At 36.3% G+C, this 23,456-nt stretch carries 20 protein-coding genes; 9 read left to right on the plus strand and 11 right to left on the minus strand.

Annotated elements, in window-relative coordinates:
* The 3 genes from Q0W25_RS02855 to Q0W25_RS02865 all read left to right on the plus strand — a co-directional run.
* On the plus strand, positions 1-1,480 hold a 1,480-nt coding region (locus Q0W25_RS02855), incomplete at its 5' end, for a hypothetical protein (RefSeq protein WP_298518673.1).
* Between the two features lie 559 nt (positions 1,481-2,039).
* On the plus strand, positions 2,040-6,299 hold the full coding sequence (locus Q0W25_RS02860) for a hypothetical protein (RefSeq protein WP_298518675.1): 4,260 nt from the start codon (positions 2,040-2,042) through the stop codon (positions 6,297-6,299).
* 268 nt (positions 6,300-6,567) lie between these two features.
* The gene (locus Q0W25_RS02865; RefSeq protein WP_298518677.1) at positions 6,568-6,996 is read left to right on the plus strand and encodes a hypothetical protein; all 429 of its coding nucleotides are present in this window, start codon (positions 6,568-6,570) and stop codon (positions 6,994-6,996) included.
* An 8-nt stretch (positions 6,997-7,004) separates the two neighbouring features.
* Here the strand turns inward: Q0W25_RS02865 and Q0W25_RS02870 are convergent, their stop codons facing one another.
* Both Q0W25_RS02870 and Q0W25_RS02875 read right to left on the minus strand, forming a co-directional pair.
* Positions 7,005-7,586 carry a ZPR1 zinc finger domain-containing protein gene (locus Q0W25_RS02870; RefSeq protein WP_297827541.1) on the minus strand — a complete coding sequence of 194 codons (582 nt, stop codon included), beginning with the start codon at positions 7,584-7,586 and terminating at the stop codon, positions 7,005-7,007.
* Complete coding sequence (locus tag Q0W25_RS02875) at positions 7,579-8,523, minus strand: 3H domain-containing protein (RefSeq protein WP_298518679.1); 945 nt, start codon at positions 8,521-8,523, stop codon at positions 7,579-7,581. The genes Q0W25_RS02870 and Q0W25_RS02875 overlap by 8 nt, the downstream gene beginning before the upstream one ends.
* Before the next feature lie 190 nt (positions 8,524-8,713).
* On the opposite strand from Q0W25_RS02875, the gene Q0W25_RS02880 reads away from it, so the two are divergent.
* Complete coding sequence (locus Q0W25_RS02880) at positions 8,714-9,766, plus strand: DUF1611 domain-containing protein (RefSeq protein ID WP_297827536.1); 1,053 nt, start codon at positions 8,714-8,716, stop codon at positions 9,764-9,766.
* A gap of 5 nt (positions 9,767-9,771) precedes the next feature.
* The gene (locus Q0W25_RS02885; RefSeq protein WP_298518681.1) at positions 9,772-10,314 is read left to right on the plus strand and encodes a cell division protein SepF; all 543 of its coding nucleotides are present in this window, start codon (positions 9,772-9,774) and stop codon (positions 10,312-10,314) included.
* A 9-nt stretch (positions 10,315-10,323) separates the two neighbouring features.
* On the opposite strand, the gene Q0W25_RS02890 is transcribed toward Q0W25_RS02885, so the two are convergent.
* Positions 10,324-11,223 carry a TDT family transporter gene (locus Q0W25_RS02890; RefSeq protein ID WP_298518683.1) on the minus strand — a complete coding sequence of 300 codons (900 nt, stop codon included), beginning with the start codon at positions 11,221-11,223 and terminating at the stop codon, positions 10,324-10,326.
* A gap of 12 nt (positions 11,224-11,235) precedes the next feature.
* Positions 11,236-11,991 carry a TatD family hydrolase gene (locus Q0W25_RS02895; protein WP_298518685.1) on the minus strand — a complete coding sequence of 252 codons (756 nt, stop codon included), beginning with the start codon at positions 11,989-11,991 and terminating at the stop codon, positions 11,236-11,238.
* Between the two features lie 172 nt (positions 11,992-12,163).
* On the opposite strand from Q0W25_RS02895, the gene Q0W25_RS02900 reads away from it, so the two are divergent.
* Positions 12,164-12,919: a winged helix-turn-helix domain-containing protein gene (locus tag Q0W25_RS02900; protein ID WP_298518688.1), complete on the plus strand. Its 756-nt coding sequence runs from the start codon at positions 12,164-12,166 to the stop codon at positions 12,917-12,919.
* A gap of 39 nt (positions 12,920-12,958) precedes the next feature.
* On the opposite strand, the gene glyS is transcribed toward Q0W25_RS02900, so the two are convergent.
* Genes glyS through tfrB form a run of 5 tightly spaced genes read right to left on the minus strand, consistent with a single transcriptional unit; the run spans position 12,959 to position 18,493 of the window.
* A complete protein-coding gene (gene glyS, locus Q0W25_RS02905; protein ID WP_298518690.1) occupies positions 12,959-14,653 on the minus strand; it encodes a glycine--tRNA ligase in 1,695 nt (564 codons plus the stop codon).
* Positions 14,654-14,665: 12 nt separating this feature from the next.
* Positions 14,666-15,253 (minus strand): dCTP deaminase, encoded by a 588-nt coding sequence (gene dcd, locus Q0W25_RS02910; RefSeq protein WP_297827518.1) that lies wholly within the window; start codon positions 15,251-15,253, stop codon positions 14,666-14,668.
* Positions 15,254-15,271: 18 nt separating this feature from the next.
* Positions 15,272-16,102, minus strand: coding sequence for a DUF362 domain-containing protein (locus Q0W25_RS02915; protein WP_298518693.1), 831 nt, complete (start codon positions 16,100-16,102; stop codon positions 15,272-15,274).
* Positions 16,099-17,007: a TrmJ/YjtD family RNA methyltransferase gene (locus Q0W25_RS02920; protein WP_298518696.1), complete on the minus strand. Its 909-nt coding sequence runs from the start codon at positions 17,005-17,007 to the stop codon at positions 16,099-16,101. Before Q0W25_RS02920 ends, Q0W25_RS02915 begins: the two co-directional genes overlap by 4 nt.
* Before the next feature lie 13 nt (positions 17,008-17,020).
* Positions 17,021-18,493 carry a fumarate reductase (CoM/CoB) subunit TfrB gene (gene tfrB / locus Q0W25_RS02925; protein WP_298518698.1) on the minus strand — a complete coding sequence of 491 codons (1,473 nt, stop codon included), beginning with the start codon at positions 18,491-18,493 and terminating at the stop codon, positions 17,021-17,023.
* 109 nt (positions 18,494-18,602) lie between these two features.
* Between tfrB and iorA the strand changes: the two genes are divergently transcribed.
* Genes iorA through Q0W25_RS02940 form a run of 3 tightly spaced genes read left to right on the plus strand, consistent with a single transcriptional unit; the run spans position 18,603 to position 21,423 of the window.
* Positions 18,603-20,498 carry an indolepyruvate ferredoxin oxidoreductase subunit alpha gene (gene iorA / locus Q0W25_RS02930; protein WP_297827512.1) on the plus strand — a complete coding sequence of 632 codons (1,896 nt, stop codon included), beginning with the start codon at positions 18,603-18,605 and terminating at the stop codon, positions 20,496-20,498.
* A 4-nt stretch (positions 20,499-20,502) separates the two neighbouring features.
* Complete coding sequence (locus Q0W25_RS02935; RefSeq protein WP_298518701.1) at positions 20,503-21,087, plus strand: indolepyruvate oxidoreductase subunit beta; 585 nt, start codon at positions 20,503-20,505, stop codon at positions 21,085-21,087.
* A 57-nt stretch (positions 21,088-21,144) separates the two neighbouring features.
* Positions 21,145-21,423 (plus strand): hypothetical protein, encoded by a 279-nt coding sequence (locus tag Q0W25_RS02940; RefSeq protein WP_297827508.1) that lies wholly within the window; start codon positions 21,145-21,147, stop codon positions 21,421-21,423.
* 96 nt (positions 21,424-21,519) lie between these two features.
* Here Q0W25_RS02940 and Q0W25_RS02945 read toward each other — a convergent pair whose 3' ends face one another.
* On the minus strand, positions 21,520-21,951 hold the full coding sequence (locus tag Q0W25_RS02945) for an amino acid-binding protein (protein ID WP_298518704.1): 432 nt from the start codon (positions 21,949-21,951) through the stop codon (positions 21,520-21,522).
* A gap of 12 nt (positions 21,952-21,963) precedes the next feature.
* Positions 21,964-23,262 carry a phenylacetate--CoA ligase family protein gene (locus Q0W25_RS02950; RefSeq protein WP_298518707.1) on the minus strand — a complete coding sequence of 433 codons (1,299 nt, stop codon included), beginning with the start codon at positions 23,260-23,262 and terminating at the stop codon, positions 21,964-21,966.
* Between the last annotated feature and the right edge of the window lie 194 nt (positions 23,263-23,456).

Below are 23,456 nucleotides of genomic sequence, written 5' to 3' on the forward strand. Positions count from 1 at the left end.
TGTGAACTGTACTTTTATTGGTAACCATGCTAATACTGGTGGTGGTGCTATATGGAATGGTTTGATTATGGACTGTACTTTTATTAATAACTATGTAATTAATGAACCTGATGGACCTCTGGGTGGGGCTATGTTTAAGGGTTCCGCTGTGAACTGTACTTTTATTGGTAACCATGCAGATGGAAGGGAGAGTTCTGGTGGCGCTATGAGTGCTGGTTCTGCTGTGAACTGTACTTTTATTAATAATTCTGCAGAACGTGGTGGTGCTATAGGTGGTGCTTCTGCTGTGAACTGTGATTTTTATGGTAACTCTGCAATTAGATATGGTGTTATGCATGGTAATTCTGCGGATACTTGTGTTTGCAAAGATAACACTCCTAATGATTACGCTTCTTATGTAACTATCTATGGTCCTTCATTGTCTGTTGAGGATTACACTTCTTTTTATAATTCCGGTGATAAATTACTATTTAACCTATCAACACATAGCGGCATGAGGGTGACCAATAGGAATATTACCATTGATATTTTCACATCCGATGGCTATTATTTTGGTACTTATTATTCATTGAGTGATGGTTGGGTTGTTCCTCTTGTCCCTGGCAGATACATCGCGTCCTGCAAGGCCACAGATTTTGACATGGAACCGGTCACCGCAACTTTAACAATAAAGCCTGTAAATCTTACTGCCGCTTACACTGTCAGCGCTTTGGATGACGGCTTTTCCGTCAATATCACTGTCAGCACAGATCCTGCAATCAACGATAATTTAACTGTCAGGTTCAACGGCAAGGAATATTCTGTTGAAGCTATAAACGGCACTGCCAGCTTCACATCCGATAAAGTCTACTCCAATGACTACAACACGGAAATACTATATCCTGGTTCAGGATATTACAACATTAATGTTGCAGTCAAACCGACTAACGTGACACAGCTCAACAATTTCACCTATTACTACTACAATGATGACATGGGTTCTGATTCCGAAAAGGGAATCTCAAAAGTCCAAGTGGTCGATGCCGACGGCAATCCGATTAAAAATGGTGTTGTGACCATCACTTTCGGAGACATGTACAAGCTGAAAGTCAAAACAGGTTCAGACGGTGTGGCTGAGTTCACCAAGGCCTACATGCCAGGAACATACTCTGTATCCGTTCAATACGACAACAAAACAACCAAATTAGGCAACCTTGTCCTTAAAAGTGTTGTGAGCTTGCCTAAACTTTCAAAGGTCAGCAAATCAGCAAAAGCCACAACCATAAAAATCACACTGAAAGGAACCGGTCCAATCAAAGGCAAAACTGTCATTGTCACATTCATGAAAAAGCAATATACCATCAAAACAGACAAAAACGGTGTCGCACAATTCAAGGTGACCCAGAGTATGGTTTCAAAGCTCATTACAGGCAAAACCTATAAAATCAGAGCAACCTACAGAATGGACAGCGTAGCACAGGGCATACAAATACTCAAATAAGACAAATTGTAAGTAACTCGCTTCGGCAGTTACTTTACCTTTTTTATTTTTTTTTAAAAACAAAACAGTCAAAATTCTCTTTTTTTATTTGAGTTCATTACCAATTTCTGAATGGAATAATCTTTCACCATTCCTGCAGATTCATATGCCCTTGGAATTGCTGGAGCCATATTAAATTCCATGTTCAATCAATTATTTTTTCATTTTATAGAATTGAAATCATTTATAAGATAAAATTTAAATAAATTGTTGCTTAATAGAATTTTTGAGGATTTAAGGAGGTTATCTTTTATTTTAAGTTAAATTTTGGACGAATTTAAAAAAGTTTATTTTGACACGTAAAATTGGAATAATCTGTAAATTAAATCAGGTATTTATCAAAAATATTCTGTGATGGATTGCTAATTCATAGATTTTTCAGCTAATTTATTTGGTTGTTCTTAAATTTTATCTGGTGATTTATTCTTTTTAAAGTTTTAACTAGGGTAAAAAGTTTAATTGCTGATTAATAGCTTTGGTTAATTAATAGTCGTTATTATCGTCCTCATTAGGTGATAAAATGAAAAATACTAAGAAGATAGCTATTAATAAACATTTCTTTGCTTCAGCGCTTCTTATCACTTTGATCTTTTTGGCATTTGGGATAAACGTTGATGATTCCTACGCTTTGGATTTAAATGAAAGTTGTGATGATGAGGAAATGGGATTGGATATTGAAGATAAACTGGAAAATTCTCAAAACGAAGCGATGGAGGTTGAAAGTCAAAGTGATGAAGTTTTAAGAGCAGGACCCTATGTGCTGGATGGAGGTACTTTTGGCGACATTCAAAACGCTGTCGATAATGCTGAACCTGGAAGCAGAATTGTCTTAAACGGATATTTCTACCCAAGAACTACTGCCGATGAGATTACGGTAAATAAAGAATTAACGTTTGTTTCTACATCATCCGCAACTCTTGATGCAATGAATAAATGCAGAATCATTTCCCTTAATTCAGCATCTTCCGGTTCTTCAATCCATAATATAAAATTCATAAATGGTTTTGGAGACTATGGGGGTGCAGTACTCATTAAATCAGACAATGTTGTAATAGATAACTGTACTTTTGATAAAAACCATGTAACAAAAGGCGGCGGAGCAATCAAGGCTCCAAGCGATTATCTTGTTGGCATAAATACTGTTATCAAAAATTGCAAATTCACAAACAATTATGCTAAAGAGGCGGCAGGAGCTGTGAGTTTGCCGGGAAACAATTCCAAAATAATTAACTGCTCTTTCATTTCAAACAGAGCAATAAATAATGAGGGGATAGCGTTCGGAGGTGCGATTTCAATAGGAAGTGATGTTCCAAACTGTATAGGTTATGTTAGGAATTGTAGTTTCGTAAACAACTCCGCAACTTCTAAAGGCCATTCCCATGGAGGTGCAGGGTGCATTAGGCATGGCATTCAATATATCGACTGTGAATTCATTAATAATGTTGCTGATGAAGGCGGTGCATTGACCTATCATGGATCAGGCGCAATTAGAAATTGCGTTTTCATCGGCAATTGCGCTAAGGAATTTGGGGGAGCATTATCCACAGGATTTCTATATAACAATACAATGGATTTGAATATCAAAAATTGTGTTTTCAATGAAAATGAAGCTCCTTTAGGAGGTGCAGTCCAGCTGGTCGGAACAAACATCAAAATTGAAAAATCCAGTTTCAATGATAATCATGCATTCAAGAATGGTGGTGCAGCTAATATGGAAGCATTGTCCGTTGTTTTAACAGACTGCAGTTTAAACGGAAACATTGCAGAAGTCGATGGGGGTGCTGTTTTTATAAATGGCGAAAATACTCTCATTTCCCATTCATCATTCATGAATAACAGTGCAATTCCGGATTACGACAAATATGATGAAGGATTAGGAGGCGCAGTTTATGTAAACAGTACAAATGCAACTATTCAGTCAAATACTTTTTTCTTTAACACAGCAAGAAACGGCAGTGCAGTCTATTATGACAAATCAGGTAAAAATCTGATATTGAAAAACAATACATTGTACCAGAATCAGGCATGGGTTTACCAATTGCCAATTTTTGCAGACAACATATATTATGAAGACAGTGAAAAGATTACCGTCATTATTCATGGAGGCAACAATATAGCAAAATATGGTGATTTGGCAGTATCTAATGCAGTTTATAATGCTGCTGATTGTTCAAGCATTGAAATTGATGGAGAATCTCCTATTGGAGGGGCAACAGACAGTGGTGTTTTATATCAGGATGACTGCGAGTATAATATTGAGATATTGTTGACAGTTGAAAGGGATGATGGAACTGTAGTCTACAACGGGTCTATGAATTCAACTTATTTGGGTGAAATTTCACAGGAATTCCATAACTTGCAGCCTGGAAAATACTATGTAACTGCCAGACATTACGAAGACACATACTATAAAGGAATTACCAATAGGACAATGTTTGTTGTCAGTCCGAAAGTTGACAATAAAGTTCTAAAAACAACCAAATCCAAATCAGTCAATTTTGAGGACATTGTTGTCTGGACCTTAAACATCACTAACAACGGTCCGAACAATGCTACAGGAGTAGTTGTAACTGACGTGTTGCCGGAAGGACTGGTTTGGTTTGATGATGACAGCAATGGAACATATGATCCTGAAACCGGAATTTTATATATCGGTGATTTGGAGATTGGAAAAAGCGTAGTTGTAAACATCATAACTATTGTTAACAAGACTGAAGAATTGGTAAACAAGGTTAATATCACTTCTAATGAGTTTGATTACAATTTGACCAATAACCATGATGAGGAAAACATATCTGTTCCTCCTGCATGTGATTTGGAAGTCATAAAATCAGTCAACAGTTCAAATCCAAAATTTTCCGATTTGATAACCTGGACAATTGTCGTTAAAAATAACGGTCCTGATGTTGCAAGTGAGGTAATCCTTGAAGATATCATTCCAAAAGGATTGATTTGGGTTGATGACACAGGAAAGGGCAAATATGACCATTATACAGGCAATTGGACAATAGGAGCATTGAATCCTAATGATTCAATTCAATTGCAAATCATCACTCGTGTCAATGTAACTGGCCTAATACAAAACAATGCATCTGTCACATCCAAGGAATTTGACTATGATTTGTCAAACAACAAGGATAACGAAAGCGTGTATGTTGAAAAAACAGCAGATGTATTGATTATCAAGATGATCAACAATACAAAACCGAACTATGGTGATACAGTTAAATGGACCTTGATAGCTAAGAACAACGGTCCTGATAATGCAACAGACATTTATATTCGTGACAGCATGCCGGAAGGATTAATGGTACTAAATTCTACTGCAAGCAAAGGAGTTTATGATAATGGAGTTTGGGCTTTTTGCTGTTTGAAAAATGGTGAGGTTGCAACTTTGGAAATTCTCTGCAAAGTAATTAAAACAGGTAACTTCACTAATTTCGCATCAATTAATGCCAGTGAAGTCGACCCTAACCTTACCAACAACCAAGACAATGAATCCATTCAGGTTCCGTTAACAGTGGATATAGAGGTTATCAAGGGGGTCAATGATAAAAATCCGTCATTCGGTGAAATCATAACATGGCTCATATCTGTTAAAAATAATGGTCCTGACGATGCAACCAATGTCGTATTGTACGATGTTTTGGATGAGGGGTTGATATTCAAGAGTTACATGAGCAGTACTGGTGAGTATCTAAACAATAAGTGGATTATTGGGAATTTGGATTCCAGTCATGTTGAATATTTAAATATCTCATGCGAAGTCAGCAAACTTGGAATTATCTCCAATGAAGCATATGCAAATTCCTCTGAATTCGATATCAACATGTCAAATAACAAGGACAGCGAATCTCTTAGTTCAGTTCCAATAGTTGACCTGTCAATACTCAAATTGGTAAACAATTCTAATCCAAATTATGGGGATTTGGTCAAATGGACATTGATTGTTTTAAACAACGGTCCTAATAACGCCACAAATGTAATTGTTAAGGATACTCTGCCAAAAGGATTGGATTTAGTCAAATCCAGCGAAATGCTTTTGGGAGGATGTTTCAGCATTGATAAGCTGCAGGCCAATCAAACCAAAAAGATTGAGATTATCTGTAAGGTTGTTTCAACAGGCACATTTAAAAATGTTGCAAGTGTCAAATGCGATGAACCAGATTCTAATCCGGACAATAACCATGCGGAAAGTACAATAAATGTTAATCCTGCTTGTGATTTGTCAATTACAAAAACAGTTTCCAGGTATCATTATGCAGTAGGAGACATCATCAGATACACTGTTAAAGTTGCAAACAATGGTCCGAATAGCGCTAGAAATGTCAGGGTATCCGAAATTTTTGATGAAAATCTGTTGGATTTGAAGTCAGTCAAAGCCACTAAAGGCAGTTACAGCAGATCAAATCATGTCTGGTCCATTCCTTCATTGGATAATGGTAAATTTGCCGTATTGTACATTAAAGCATTGGCATTATGTGCGGGAACTGTAAAAAACATGGTGTCTGTTGTCTCAGATACTTTTGATTTCAACAAAAGCAACAATGCCTATAAGGTAGTTGTGGATGTTGACAAAATTGATAAAATCATCAAAAAACCCGTTAAAAAAGAGTTTGAATCAAAAATTCAGAAAAGTTTCACTAAAAACAAGGAACTAATAAAAATCAGTAATGCATTGTCTAAAAAGGAAAGTACAGGCAATCCTTTAGCGATTTTACTCTCATCAATGGTTTTTTCAATGATGTTTTTTGCGGCAAATATCTCAAAGAAAAGATGATTTTAAGTAGCTTTCATGCTACTTCTTTTTATTTTTTTAAAACGATTTTTCAAAATTTTACAAGTATCAAAATTATTACTTTTCCGTATGATTATTTTAATACTTGCATATAAAAACACTCAAATTATGCTTCAATTCTCTAAAATAAACAATACCTTTATATAGAACTTCCAACAAATATTTGTTTAGATATTGATGTATTGGTAATTTTTTGTAAAAAATTGCAGATAGAGTCAATATTATTCAATTAACCAAAAGGAGTGATTTCATGTCTGAAGAAGAAATGATTGAAGAATTTGATGAAGAAGATGACGAAAAATTACCTTTCGCTAAAGCTGAAGTTGTTCGTCTCATGAAAGAAAATCTTGATGATGACAAAATGATCAGGGAAAGAGTAAAAGTAGAAATGAACAAGTTCTTAGGTGACGTTTTAAAAAATGTATGTAAACAATTAAACGATTATCCCTACACTACCATCGAATACGAAATGCTCAAGGAATCTACTTACCCATACACCAACATCGAAAGGATTAATCAAGAAAAAGAAAGAATTTTATTGCATTTAGAAGCTATTAAAGCAGACTGTAACGCATTAGCTATGGATGTTCAAAAAACCTTAAAATTAAAAGACGTTGTTGAAGAAGACACATTCACCAGTTTTTCAGCAAGTCTTGATGAAGAACCAGAAGAAGAATAATCTTCTTCTTAATCATCTTCTATTTCATAGAAGCCTGTTTTTAATTCACGCAATTCCTCTTTAGGAATTTCGCTTATTTTTACATTTTCACTTACCACATTGCTTTGTCCGAACGGGTCAAGTATGATTAGTGTGGCGGTGCCGTTTCCTTTTTTTAACTCTAGAAGATGTTCAAGTGCTTTTTTGGCATTGACTTGGGACTGCTCGTCCTCGAACAGATTCAATGCTTTTTTAACCGCATCTTCAAAGCGTGTTAGAATCCCTTCGATATTTGTCACATAACCTTCTGATTTTGGTCCTGGCTCCACCTTGACGCCCACTTCAGGTATGATGACTGTTGCGGATTGGGATCTTACAACCCTTACAGACAAGTTATTCTTGTTGATTTCAATAGTGTATTTTGCAGGATCGTTCTGTTCCAAAGCTATGACATCGCTGTGCTTAAATCCGCAAGAAGGGCACTGTATTGTTGTTTCTAAAACTTTACCGAAGTGCGGTATTTCAATTTCATTCATTATTGATTTAGCTACACCTTCAATGGAACATGCAGGACATTTAATAATCATTTCAGCAATTTTTCCTTCATTCATTTAAAACATACCCTTTCTCGTTCAATTCTTTAATAATATTGTCTAATTTCTCTTGGTTTGGAGCACAGATAACAGTATCCCTATAATCTGAGAGTTCATATAATTTGATCAGGTGCTCTTTTTTCTCTTGATTTTCATTAATCTTTTCAATAAATTTCGCGGCGGAATTTATATCCGAAATATTGATGTTTCTAACAAGAGGTTCCTTGAAACCTGGAATTTTATAGGTTATCTTTTCAATTGTGCCTTTATTTTCATTAATGATAATGTTTATCACATCTTCAAGCTCATCCACACTGTTAATCAGTTTGAGGGAGCTTGATGCCTTGTTGATTTTTGCCAGAATTATATCCAATGTTTTATCTATTGTTTGCGTGTTGACAATATCCACATCATTATTTTCAGCCTGTTTCAAAAGGTGATCATGTATGATTCTGTTTTCTTTAAAGAAATCAAGCTGTTTTCCACCTCTATGGATTTGGACGGCTCTTTTTACAAATCTCTCTTTGTGTGATTCCTCATCGGAGCTCAATATGAAGAAAAATATGTTTGCATATTCCTCAAACTGCTCCGTATCAATCAGTCCCGGAACCAAATGAACACCTTCGATAATGATGTCGTCGTAGTCTGTAATTGCCCTTTGGATTACCTTTTCGAGGGCTGGAATTACATAAGAAGCATGTTCATCAAAACCTGCTGAAACCAAATCGTCATAATCTTTGTAGCGAGCCTTATTCCGCAAATGTTTATATGCGTCATAGGATGAGCAGTGAAGTGCGGGAGCATATTCTTTTCTTATTATTCCGCGAATAACAGCCCTTATGAAATCGCTTTCAATCAAGTGTTTTATGTTTAATTGCTTAGCAAGTTCTGCAGCTATTGTTGATTTTCCTATTCCTGAGGCACTACCAATCAAAATTACATAAGGTTTTTTCATGCTAAAATCTCCAAAGCATTGTTTTTCTTCATGTTATATTTATGAATTTTGCCACTTAAAACATTTACATTTATTAATATGAAAAATTATATTTAATAATATAATATTATTTTTAATGATTTTTTTCAAAAATAGTAGGATAATAAATTATGGGGATAATTATAAATTATAAGTTATAGGGGTGAAATTGTTGTATTCAGTAAAATCAGTAAAAGAAATTCAAGATTTAAATCCATTCATTGTAGTCGGTTGTGGAGGTGGAGGAGAAAAATTCTCCAATCTTGAAGGAATTGAAGCAATAGGATTTATTGACGATAATGTTAACAAACAGGGAAAACAGTTCTGTGGCTGCACCGTTACCGGAAGTTTGGAAGAATGTTTAAACGGGGCAGAAGGCGCGAAATCAATGGCGATAATGTTGCCGATTGGTGCTGAAGGAGTTGCTTTGAAATATGCCGTTCAGGCTATTGATGCAGGATTGAACGTAATTACTTCCTTCAGATCTTTGTCAATAAGCGAAAATTCCTCTTTGAAGAAGTTTGCTGATGCGCAAAATGTCGTTATCAAGGATATCGGTCCTAGATTAGATGTTGTTGAAATGATAGCTGGTGTAGCTCCTGAAAAATCATGTGAAGTTTTACCAAAAATATCTTATAGTCCAAAAGCTCCGGTAATATTTGTTGGAGGTACTTCCCAAGAATGTGGAAAAAGAACCACAACCAAAAATCTGGGTTTGGCAGCTATTGAAAGAGGTTTGACTCCAGCAATCATATCCACTGATGAAATGGGATTGGAGGAACCTACTGATTTTAACTTTAGGGCAGGAAGTTTATCCGCAATGGATGTTCCGTCCGCAATACTGTCTGCAATTAAGTATGTTGAAGAGAACAAGAACCCTGACATCATTTTTATTGAAGGTCAATCCAGTTTAACCGAAAAAGGAAACCCTCATCCAAGAGGATTATCCGCAGCTATCCTAATCGGTGCCGCTCCTGATGCGGTCATTGTTGGACACAGACCTAATCACCCTTACAGAGAACCAACAGGTATTGAAGAAGAGATTAGAGCTATTGAAGCTGTTGAACCTACCAAAGTTGTTGGTTTATCAGTAAACCTTAAAAATGCTGATTTGGACATGTGTCCTGAGTATTTCGAGTCCAGATTCAATTTGCCTGCAGAAGATGTTTACAATAACGGCGCTTCTAAATTGTTGGATGCCATCTTTGAATATTTAGAGGAGTAATTAAAATGAGTTTTACAGATACATTAAAAAGAAGTTTAGGTTTTGAAGAACCTGAACCTGGAGAAAAAAATTCTAGCGAGCAAAGTTTCAGGGAAATTCTTCGCGAGTTGAGTGACAACATCAAGGAAAATATCCGTCCTCATGAATATAACCAGCAACAATATGTTCCAAATCCAAATCAGGTTCAAAATCCTATTCCGAATCAGGATATCAATCCGGAAACAATGCCAAGGCCTACTCCTATTTATGATGATTTTGATGTGATTATTCCAGAACAGTCATTTTATGAGATTGTTCTCATCAGGCCAAAATCAATCGATGATGTCAACTACATTGTTGATCAGGTAATTGAGGAAAAAAATCCGGTCATTGTTGACTTGTCTTTCTTGGAAAGGGAAAGTCCTGCTAATTTCAAATTGGCTGGAGACAAAATTAAACAGATGAGATCAAGATATGGGGCTCAGGCGTTACTGCTTGCACGTTTAGAAGATAAGAATCTTATCATCATTTCCCCTAAAAAGGTTAAATTAATCAATAAAAGTAGGTAATTATCATACTTAATCTATTTTTAAAAAATTAACATATCTTACTAGCACATATGCCACGATAATGGTTGTAATTGCAGTTTCCAATGGCAGTATATAGCTTAAGATTGGATTTGAAATGAAATTCATCCCTCCTTTTGTTGCAAGGGCACTGATTACAAATGGAAATGTAAATGCAGAAAAGCTTGGGTAAAATTTCAGGGTCCTGTATTCGACCAGCTTATAGAGTGCAAAGACGTAACATAAACATGCGATTATGTAGAGTGCTGTTAGAAAGCTGATTGAGATGTTTTGTGCTGAATTGATGTATCCTACAATCAGTATGCTGAAGATTGCTGTTGAAATGCAGATTAAAGGTTTGTTCATGTCAGGAATGTCTGCATAATTGTAATATCTATAGATCATAAGCGGCACGGTTATAATCATCATGATGAAGCCAAACACGAAAAACATGAATCCGATTTCCTCCAGTCCGTGGACATGGGCAGTAATCGCACCCATTGTAATTCCGACATAGACTATCCAGTAAGTCGGATAGACATTAGAAATATCAAAATCATGCATGATAAAACGATAGGTAAAGTAAATAATTAAAAGAATATGGAGTGCAATTCCAAGAATCCATATGCCATATCCAATACTTGGCATAAATCCAACAAGATATGTAGATAAAATCATCAAACTCATGGAAAAAGTACCGGAACTGCTTGCAATCACAGGATTTCCGAAGTCGCTTTTAATGTCATCAGGATATAGAATCAGTTTCAGGACTATCAATGCAAGAAATATTGACCCTGCCAGTCCGCAGGCTATCTTCAGGATAGGGTTGATGTCATTCAATAGATTGCCCAATGAAAGCAATGCCAGTATCAATCCTGAAACAGGTATTGGGATTTTCTTAATCAGGTTCATAGACAATTCCGTTTATATTTTGAAGAATTTCATCGCGTTTTTATGTGACACTTTCTCGATTTCGCTGTTTTCATATCCCAACCTTTGCAGTTCGCGAATTGTCTTTGGAACAGAAAGAGGGTCTGACGGCTTATTGCTGATGTCGCTGTTCAATAGGAAATTGTCAAAACCGTATTCATCTAAAATAGCTATCGCATCTTCCTTTTCCATTTTTTGAGGCTGCACGGTCAAGCCCAGCATATAATCGGTATTGGCCACATCTTTTATGACATCAGGATTGATGTGATCTATAACTGCCTGTTTTTCATCCAGATGCTGGGGAACTATGTCCAGAATAACTTTTAAAACATCCTTCTTGTTTTTTCTTGGCGTGTGTATGATTACTTTGGACGATGTCTCATCAGCTATATCCAGCTGCCTTTTGAAGATATCTATTTCAGTTTCGGTCAAATCCTCAAGGCCGATTTCTCCAATCGCGACAATCTGTCTGTTTTCTATCCAGGAGTACATGTTTTCAAAGATTATTCCCGGATTGACATTGCAGTTGGCGGGATGGATTCCCAGTGCCACCTTTAAATCGAGTCCATGCTCTTCGGCTCTTTTTGTATCAAGTTCCAAAATCCTGTTTAAATGGTTTAAAAGAATCAGTTCATTGTCAATTTTGTATGGATAAAAACTGCAGGTTATTGCAGTATCAATTCCTGCAAGATACATATCCCTGAAGTCTTCTCCGCTTCTTGAATCAGCATGCATGTGTGTGTCAATCATTTTATCCCATCACGTTTGTATTTAATTCTTTGTTTGTATATTCTATTTTAAAAAAATATCTAAAATTATTTTTGCTTTTATATTTTTTCCATGTGTTACTTTCTGATTTTGTTCACTTCAAGAGATTTTATATTTTTAGTAATAAAAATAATAGGATAAGTAATACTGATAGGTGATCTATTTGGTTGAAAACAAAAATTATTTAAAAAATTATGAAAGCGTTTCTGAAGAGGTAAAGCATATAACAAACTCATTGTCAAGGCTGAAGATACTGGCAGCATTGCATGAGGGGCCTAAAAACATGAAGGATTTGACGGTTGATACCGGATTGAGTTATAGTTCAATATCCAGTAACATGCATGAATTGGAATTAAAGGATTACGTATACCGTGAATCCAACAGATACTTCTTGTCAAACTCCATGAAATTGCAGATTGAAGGCATATTGGAGTTTGAAATGATTGTTGAGATATTGAATCAGTTTTTTAACATACTGGATAAGCATTTGGTGGAAATGATTCCAAATCAGTCAATTGCCGAGTTATATCTTCTTGGAAAGGCGAGCCTGATTGAATCCAATGATGTCGATGCATATAGGACTTACAATTACATTGAAAATGCATTAAGGCAAGCAGAGCATGTCAAGTGCGTCCTACCCTTCTATTATGAGAACTTCAATGATTTGTTGAATTCTTTGGTGGAAAGCAATAAAAGCGTTGAAGCTATTGTCTTCAAGGATATTCTCCATGTTTTTCAAAAAAAGTCTAAAGTTAAAAAATTATCATCTTTCAGTCAAAATAATAATTTTTTATTGATTTCTACAGATAAGGTGATGATATTGGGCTTGTTTAAGGATGACGGCAGTTTTGACCAAAACAGATTATTGACTTCTAAAAATGAGGATTCCATTAAATGGGGTGATGATTAATTTGAAAACTTTAAAAAGGAAAATAAATGAGTTTCAAACTCATTTATAGTATTTTTCAAGATATTCGTTCAAATCGTCGATAGCTATTCTTTCTTGAGCTTCTGTGTCTCTGTCCCTTACGGTTACCTGATTGTCTTCAAGGGTATCAAAGTCAACAGTCACTGCAAGAGGAATTCCGATTTCATCAGCTCTTGCATATCTTTTCCCGATGGTTCCAGTTGCATCGTATTCCACTCTGAATCCGTTCATTCTCAATTCTTCAGTTAATTTTTGTGCGATTTCACGTGGGCCTTCCTTATTTACAAGTGGGAAAACTCCAACTTGCACTGGAGCTACTGATTTATCGAATTTGAAGTAGTCTTTTCCTTCAGTTTCAGTAAATGAGTGTAACAATACTGAATAGACTATACGGTCAATTCCAAATGAAGGTTCGATTACGTGAGGTGTTATTTTTTCACCGGTAACTTCCTCTTCAACATCTTCGAATATGAGCAAATCTTCATCAACTTCATAGACTTTATCCAGTTCAACAGTGAATTTTCCGTCTTTTTCAAGAGTCGCTTTAATGTCTGCAGAATCACTATTTTCGATGGCCTGTTTTACTTTAGGGGAATCCCCTTTGAATATTGGTCCGAATTTGGATAAGTTAGGTTTGACAACGGTTTTTTGAACTTTTTTAGGTTCGTCATATTCGACGAATACATTCAACTCGTCATTACTGTATTCTGAGTGGGAAGACAGGTCATAGTCGCCCCTGTCAGCAATACCTATGATTTCAACCCAACCGTACTTGTCGGTTTTGACTTCAACATCCCAGCAGTCAAGTGCGTAGTGAGCCATTTCTCCTTTAAGGTGTTGTCTGAATCTCAGGACTTCTTCAGGAATTCCGATTTCCATCAGGAATTTGCGTGCCAAATACAATTGATAGATAAGCATTTCGTTTGCAACTATTCCTTTGTCCAAGGCTTCACGGGCGGTAATTACCAACGGTTCGGTATTGTTTTCCTGAACTTCCTGTGAATTTAAGCGCAAAACTTCATTTTCAATCTGTGCGAATTTCGGATGGGTCTTGTCTTTAGGGTTCAGGAATATTTCGGCTTCAGCTTGTGTGAATTCCCTGAGCCTGATGACTCCTTGTCTTGGAGATATTTCATTTCTGTAAGCTTTTCCAAGTTGAACAACTCCAAATGGGAGTTTTCCTCTGAAGAACCTTTCCAGACGTTTGAATAAAATGAAGATTCCTTGAGCGGTTTCAGGCCTCATGTACCCTACTTTATCTCCTTTTGCACCGATTTCTGTTTTAAACATCAAATTGTAATTCCAGATGTTTGACAGTTTTCCTCCACATTCCGGACATACTATGTTATTGTCAATCACGATTTGGTCAAGCTCCTCATTTTCAAGGCTTTCCACATCCTCGCCGATGACCTCTTCAATGATATGGTCTGCTCTGAACACTTCTCCGCATGCTTCACATTTGCACATAGGGTCAGTGAAATTGTCAACGTGTCCTGATGCTTTTAAAACTTCTTTAGGCATTACGGTAGGGCCTTCGATTTCGTAAAAGCCTTCTCCGGAGACATATTGTTTTCTCCATTTTTGCATAATGTTATTTTTCAAACCAGCACCTAAGGGACCATAGTCGGTAAAACCGGAAACTCCGGAGTAGATTTCAAATGATGGCCATAAAAATCCTCTTTTAGCACTGATATTTGTCATTTTGTCATGATTCATAAATATAACCTTCTAATCTTCTTTTAATTCATAATCTAATTTAACTCTACTGCTTTCAGGACGGGTTTGTCCCATATATTTGCTTTTTCTTGATGGGTGGCCATAAGGAATTTCTGAAGGTGTTGTCATGGTTTCAAATACTATTTGACATACTCTTTGGCCAGGATAGAGTGCAACAGGCATTGCACCGATGTTTGATATCTCTAAGGTAATTTTCCCTTCAAAACCAGGGTCAATAAATCCTGCTGTAACGTGCATTGTCACACCCAGCCTTCCCATACTTGAACGACCTTCAACTCTTGCAACCAAATCATCAGGTATTTTTACGTACTCCAATGTTGTGGCAAGGGCAAATTCGTTAGGGTGGATAATGAATGCATCACCTTCTTTAACGGTAGTTGATTCCATGTAGGATGCAATGTCTTCTTCATCCTTCGGATCAATATACGGTTTTCTAATAACTTTAAATACTTTAAATTCGTCCCCCAATCTCATATCAACAGAAGACGGTTGTATTTGTTTTTGATCTAAAAGAGGGTCTATAGCAAGTTTGCCTTCTTTTAAATACTCTTTTATAGTCTTATCACTTAATATAGCCATTTTTTCACACAAATAATTTTATAATTCTTTTATCTCAAGCAGATTATCCATTCTATTGACTACATTTTCAATGGTCTTTTCTGTGTAGTCAATTGTAATGGCATCAAATTTACATGTATTAACGCAAAGACCGCAGCCTTTGCAATTATCGGTATCAATAGTAATTTTATTATCTTTTAAATGGATAGCGTCAAACATGCAAACTTCATTTAAGCATTTTTTACACATTCTGCAGTTATCTTCATGAAGTTTCACATTCACACCTTCAAGCCTTTCCAGCTTATCGCTGATGTCATCATCCAAATTCGGATAAACTTTCCACAGGCAGCAGCATGGACAGCAGTGGCAAATTGTTAAAAGCCCCTTTCCAGGTCTTACATTCATCCAGACCGTATCAATTTTATTTCTTCCAATGATGTGGCTTAATCCGGCTTCATCAGCCTTATCAACTTGGGCCAGTGCTTCTTCAACAGTTGACAGTTTTCCAATGTTTTTTGGAATCTTTCTTGCGGTTGGACCAAGGAATATGCATCCGATATCCTGAGGATAATCCTGGCAGTCATTGGATGTTCTGCAAAGGCAGCTGTTCATTATTACAATGTCATCGGTTCTTTTTATTACTTCCTTAATGACGTCAGTTGGTAAAAATTCAGAGCCTTCAGATTCAATTTTCTTGTTAATATTGATAGTATTTGGCACAACAAGAATCTCATCATCCTCAAAAAGCATTTTATCAACTATCCTTTTGTAGATTTTTGATTTTTTGGTTATTTCAGCTATCCAAAATCTCCAGTTGAAAATGTATTTAAGGACAAATATGCTAATGTCTGCAAAGCTAATTTTTCTCATTGTTCACCAAGTTTATTTTTCAATCGTCTTAATATGCCTTTGAAGGTATGTGCTTCTCTTGCTGTAATGAATGCTCTTGAAATGATGTTGTTGAATGTCTTAAGCCCATTTCTTTTTTTATGCTCTGGAATGTCTAAGCTGTCAATCAAATCTCTCATATCATTCAACAAATACTCCTTTTCCAAGTCGCTGCTTTCTTCAAGTCCCTGAACGCCATAGTCATGCTTATTTTTGAATAACTCGTAGAATATTATGGCTGCAGCATGTGAAATATTCATTATCGGATATGTTGGGTCTGTTGGAATGGAAACGCAAATGTCGCAATCCTCAATTTCCTTATTTGTAAGCCCGTTTCCTTCTCGTCCGAACAGAATTGCGATTTTATTTGAAACGTTCATTGATTTTCCAAGCTCTTCCGGCCTGAGAGGAATCCTTGATAAATTGTAACTTCCTCCAGCCATCCCTGTTGAAGCGACCTTGAAATCAATTCTTTGTGCCTGATAGAATTCATCGAGGGTAGGAAATATCTTTGCATTTTCAACAATGTATTTTCCGTGTGTAGCTTGATAGAATGCTTCATTTGTCAATGTTGGAGGGTTTATCAACACCAAATTTTTCAATCCGAAGTTCGCCATTGTTCTTGCAAGAAAACCGATGTTTCCAGGAGTTTCACATTCAACGAAGACAATGTAGATGTTGTCTTTAAAAAGATTGGTTTCTTTGTCTTCCTGTTTTCTTACAATTTTTGATCTTGCAGTTCCTCTGGACTGTTTAGTTGATGTTGCTTTTTTTGTAGAAGTTGATTTCTTTTCGGCTTTACTTTCCTCTTTTTTTTCAGGGGAACTCATTGATGTGGTTTCAACCACTTTTTGTTCGCTTACAGCAGTGTCGCCTATTTCAACCAACTCCAATTTAATTTTATTCGTAAGCTTTTTTCAGCAATTCAAGAATGTGCATGCATTTCACGTCTTCACATCCTATTGCATTCAATCCGTCCTGCAAATTCAGTTCACAAAACGGACAGATTGTTATGACTGCTTCAGCACCGGTTTCTTTTATCATTTCAGCTTTTGATTTGGACAGTTCCAGTGCGATTTCTGGTTTTCCGGATTTTATTCCTCCTCCCGCTCCACAGCATTGGCATGGATATTTCATCTCCTTGAATTCAACACCAGGAATCTTTTCTATGATTTCACGTGGCGCATCCTTAATGCCTTGGCCTCTGCCTAAATGGCATGGGTCGTGGTATGTAACGGTCATATTCACTTCTTTTAGTTTGCTTTCATCTAGTTTGTCCACTAAAAATTCGCTGATGTCCATTACATGCAGTTTGGAACCAAATTCCGGGTGGTTGTTCTTTAATGTAGCCCCACAACCAGAACAGATTGTAATAATTGTGTCATAATCTTTAAAGACTTCCTTATTCTTGTCAACAAGGTCCTGAACGATATCGGTTTGCCCAGTCCTTAACAGAGGGGATCCACAGCAAACCTGGCCTTCGGGAACATCAATGTCTATTCCATTCTCTTTTAGGACATCCACTAGCATTTGCCCGATTTCAGGGAATTTGTAATCGACCATACATCCGGTAAAGAAAGCTATTTTTGAGCCAGTGTAGTTCTCTGCTTGCTCGACAAAAGGAGTCTTGTCGGTTTTTATGGACCTTCCGCTTTCCAATATGTTTTCTTTAAATGCCACATGTTCCGGAAGAGGACCTGAACCGTTTGCAACGGCAATAGCTCTCAGCTTCTCGATTGCGTCTCCGAATGTATTGATGTTTTTAGGGCAAACAGCCATACACTTGCCGCAGCTGGTGCAGCTGTATAATCCTTCATCTATAGCCTCTTTTAATCTATCGAACTTGTCTCTAGGGTCAAAATCAAATTTTGATATGTATCTCATAAGATATGGTCCGCCGAACTCTTCTGTTGCAATATTGACAACCGGACAGGTTGAAAGACAAGAATAACATTCAATGCAACTTCTAAGCTTTTTAGTATCTGCAGTTTCATCTTTGGTCATGCTGTCGTCAAATTCGCATTTATGATCGCATTGAAGGGACAATTCTAAATCTTTGACTTTAGCTTCGATGCTGCTTTTATCAACAATCAAGTCCTCGATGACAGGGAATCTGAGCGGCTCAATTATTGCATCGTCCTTTATGTCCTTTTGACATGCAAGAGCTCCATTTCCATTAAACATTATTCCGCAGGAACCGCATTGTCCTGCTCTGCATGAGCTTCTGAAACTAATATCAGCATCATATTTTTCATTAATGGCCTGAAGCGCATCCAGAACCTTCATATGGGGTTGTTCTTCAAGTTCATAACATTCTAAGTGAGGTTCGGTGTCAGTTTCACCATTAAATCTAGAAACATAAACTTTAATCATCATTTCCCTCCAATTTTACTAAAAGCTTATAAAATATTATAATATAATATTTATATCTTAAAGTATTATATAATAATATTGTATTAATGATTATTTTGAGGAAAATATAATGAATTTAAAAGAATTAGTTACAGGAGCTGCGGGTGAAAAACAATTTTTGCTTGGTAACGAAGCTGCAGTCAGAGGAGTAATAGAAGCGGGAGTTTCTATTGCAGCGACTTATCCCGGCACTCCTTCATCAGAAATTGGAAATGTATTATCTGTTTTAGCTAAAGATGCAAATATTTATTTTGAATTTTCCACAAATGAAAAAGTAGCAATGGAGGTCGCAGCTACCGCTGCTGCTTCCGGATTACGTTCATTTACTTTTATGAAGCATGTAGGTATGAATGTTGCTAGCGATTCATTTATGACAACAGCATATTCCGGTGTTAAAGGTGGTATGGTAATTCTATCCGCTGATGACCCTTCACTTTTTTCATCTCAAAACGAGCAGGACACACGTAATTATGCAAGATTAGCTAACGTTCCTATTTTGGAACCGTCAAACTGTCAAGAAGTAAAGGACATGGTCAAATATGCATTTGATTTGTCAGAACAATTCAATATTCCGGTCATTGTAAGAACAACTACCCGTGTATCCCACATGAGGGGCGTTGTCGAATTCGGTGATGTAAGGGATAACTCTTCAAACAGCGATAACCACTGGAAGAGAGGTCACTTTGATAAGGACCCGTCAAAATTCGTTCCGGTGCCTGCTTTTGCCGGCGAAATGCATGTAAGGTTATGGGATAAGATACATAAGATTGAAGAAATCACCAATAAAAGCGATTTGAATAATGAATTTAACTTTGCAAATGATAAGAAATATGGATTAATCGCTTCAAGCAGCGCTTACAATTATGCTTATGACGTTGTCAAATTCAACGGATTGGATGTTGACATATTAAAATTAGGATTTTCATATCCGTTCCCACAGGAAAAAGTAGCTGAATTCTTAAAGGATTTGGATGAAGTTTTTGTTGTTGAGGAAGTCGATCCAATCATTGAAAAGGACACATTAACAACCATCGGCGCTAAAAATCTGAATGTAGTAGTTCATGGTAAGCTGGATGGAACTTTCCCATTATATCATGAATTCAACTCCGATGTTGTCGCTGACGGATTGAATAAGGTCCTGAACTTCAAGGAAGATAGCTCCACCAGTTATTCTTCTAGTTTGGAAAAACTTCAGGAAGACATTCCGTCCAGGGCTCCGGTTCTATGTGCAGGATGCCCTCACAGGGCAATGTATTATGGAATCAATATAGCAATTGAAGAGCTCGGACTCAAACCAAAAGATGTAATATTTGCATCAGATATTGGATGTTACACCTTGGGAATCAATCCTCCGTACAATGCTGCGGACTACCTCTTGTCAATGGGTTCCAGTGTCGGTGACGGTTGCGGATTTTCAGTTTCCACAGACCAAAAAGTCGCAAGCTTCATTGGGGATTCAACATTTTTCCACAGCGGAATTTCCCCATTAATCAATGCTGTCCACAACAAGCATAACTTTGTTTTAACAGTTTTGGACAATAGAATCACTGCAATGACAGGAGGCCAGCCAAATCCGGGAATTCCGGTCGATGGTATGGGCGATGAGGCTCCTGAAGTATCTATCCGTAAATTGGCTTTGGCTTGCGGATGTGATTATGTGAGAGTAATAAATCCGTTCAATTTGGAACAGGTCGTTAAAACATACAGGGAAGCATTTGAAAGGGATGATACAGCAGTAATCATATCAAAAGCTCCATGTACATTAATCAAAGGATTAACCAAAAAGCCTCCAGTTGACATGATTGAATCAAATTGTAACAAATGCGACAAATGTGTAAATGAACTTGCATGTCCCGCCATTTCAAAAATCGATGGCAGCATAGTCATTGATAAATCACAATGTGACGGATGTAATGTTTGTATTCAGGTTTGTAAGTATGGTGCTTTGCAGGCAGGTAAGGAGTGATAATATGGATAATCATTATAATATTTATATCTGCGGTGTTGGAGGTCAAGGGATTATTAAAACCTCTACAATCATTGGTGAGGCCGCAATGAATCAGGGTTTGGAAGTAGTGATGAGTGAAATTCACGGTATGTCCCAAAGGGGAGGTTCCGTTTCAACAGAATTAAAGATTGGAGGTTACAACTCTTCAATTATTCCAAATAACGGTGCAGACATGCTTCTTTCTTTTGAACCTATTGAGACAATTAGGGGATTGGACAAGGTAAACAGTGAAACCAAAATTGTTTATAATACTCATCCAATTGTTCCGTCTTCTTCCAATAAGCCATATCCTAATGTGGATGAGATAACCAAAACATTAAAAGAGAATTTCAAATATGTTTTGCCTATTGATGGAACCAAATTGGCTATTGATGCCGGAAGCGTATTGGCTTTGAATATGGTGTTGTTGGGTGCCGTAACTGCTGATGATAATTTCCCACTTTCTAAAGAATCTGTCATAGAAGCGATGAAAAATAATTTGAAACCTAAATTCCATGATATGAATTTAAAAGCTATTGAAAGTGGATACAATTCAATTAAAGGTTAAATGTTTAAATATTATTTATAATAAAATAATTAATTAGATAAATGAAGTTGGGGTATTATGACTTATAAAATTGACAATGCTATTATAAAAAAAGATGTTAATGGAAAAATTACATTAATTGATCCGGAGAATGTTTTTGCTGATGAAGATGCATTCATTGCAATTAAAAGTGATGATTTAATCACTATTCAACTTTTAATCAACGGTATTATCAATAACGATTTCAAAAGTTGGAGAGAACTAGGAAAAATCCCTGAAACCGAACCGCTCAAAAGCCTATTTGTTCGTTTAGGTTATTCCAAAGAAGATATAGCTACCATGATAAAAGAGTTCTAGCTATTTTTCTTTTTTATTTTTTAATTAATTCTATAAATAATATCTTTTTTTTCAAAAATTTAAAATAAAATAAGTTTAGAAAAGAATGAATCTTTTCTATATTTCTTTAATGTCTTCGCTATCTAGAAGTTTGGCGTTGCTGTTTTCAAGCACTTCAATTGCCTTTTCCATATTTTCCAGTCTCATTACTACAATTGCTTCATCGGTTTTGCTGCTTACGAATGCATATAAGTATTCCAGGTTAATGTCCTGATTTTCAAAGATGGCTAATGTAGAATTCAATCCGTTAGGTTCATCTGGAACGGCAACGATAAGGACATCATTTTCCTTTACGATAAATCCGTCTTTTTCAAGAGCTTTTATTGCCTTTTCATTGTCTGAAACAATCAATCTTAAAATTCCGTATTTTGTTGTATCAGCTATTGAAAGTGCGCGGATGTTGATGTTTTCTTTAGCTAATGTGTCAATAGCTTTTTTAATCCTTCCTTCTTTGTTTTCTACAAAAATTGAAATTTGTTTTACTACCATTGTTTCACCTTTTTATAAATTCCTCTCATCGATTACACGAACAGCTTTACCTTCACTTCTTGGAAGTGATTCTGGTTCACATAAAGTTACATCAACTCTAATACCTGTTTCTGATCTGATTGATGCCTGTATTTGTTTTTCCACTTTTTCCATTTCCTTCATTTCATCGGAGAACAGCTCTTTTGAAGCTTCCACCTTAACTTCCACTTCATCCAAAATGTCCGGCCTTGTTACATGAATCATGTAGTTAGGGCTAATTCCTTTGATTTTAAGCAAAGCCTTTTCAATTTGTGATGGGAATACCATAACACCTTTGATTTTAAGCATGTCGTCACTTCTTCCGGTGATTCTGGTCATTCTTACGGTTGTTCTTCCGCATTCACATTTATCGGCAATGAGGGAAGTCAAGTCTTTGGTTCTAAATCTTAAGATAGGCATTCCTGTTTTTGTAAGGGATGTTAATACAAGTTCTCCTTTTTCACCATAATCAAGGGTTTCACCAGTTTCTGAATTGATGATTTCGGGATAGAACTGGTCATCTTGGATATGCATTCCGTTTTGATATTCGCATTCCTGAGCAACACCCGGACCCATAACTTCAGTCAAACCATAGATGTTGAAGGTTTTAATTCCAAGAGATGCTTCAATTCTTTTTCTCATCTCGTCAGTCCACATTTCAGCTCCGTGAATTCCAGCTTTTAGGTTTATGTCTTCAAGAGGAATTCCTGCTTTTTCTCTTGATTCTCCAAGATACATTGCATAGGACGGTGTGCAAGTTAGGATGTCACTTTGGAAATCAACCATTGTGTCAAGCTGTCTTTTTGTATTTCCCGCTGAAATAGGTATTGTGATTGCACCCATTTTATTTCCTCCGTGGTGAATACCGAATCCTCCGGTAAATAATCCGTATCCGTATGCGTTTTGGATAATGTATTTTTTCTCAGCTCCTGCCATTTTAAGACCACGGGCAATACATTCTCCCCAAATGTCCAAATCATTTTGGGTATATGCTGTTACGGTTGGTTTTCCGGTAGTTCCTGAAGATGCGTGCACTTCAACAATTTCTTCACGAGGGACAGCCAACAGTCCGAGAGGGTATGCTTCTCTCAAATCACTTTTAGTGGTAAATGGAATTTTTTCGATATCTTTCAAAGTTTTGATGTCTTCAGGTTTCAATCCGATTTCATCAAATCTTTTCTTGTAGAATTCCACGTTTTCATATGCAAGCTTCACGGTTTTTTGCAGTCTTTCCAGTTGGATCTTTTCCTTTTCTTCTTTACTCATACATTCTGCTTTTTCATCCCAATACATAGTATCCCTATTTCATGATTTTTTTAACATGTTTAAATTTATTATTTGATAAATTTAAAACTTATTATTTTATTAATTGTAATTTGTAATTTTCTTCATTTTTTTGATTTATTTTTTGGAAACGAATGTTCAAAATAAAATGTACATTTATGTTCATTAATGTATATTATTAGTAATATTTATATATTTTTACC

It is taken from the genome of uncultured Methanobrevibacter sp., from assembly GCF_947166415.1.
In the GTDB taxonomy this organism is placed as follows: domain Archaea; phylum Methanobacteriota; class Methanobacteria; order Methanobacteriales; family Methanobacteriaceae; genus Methanocatella.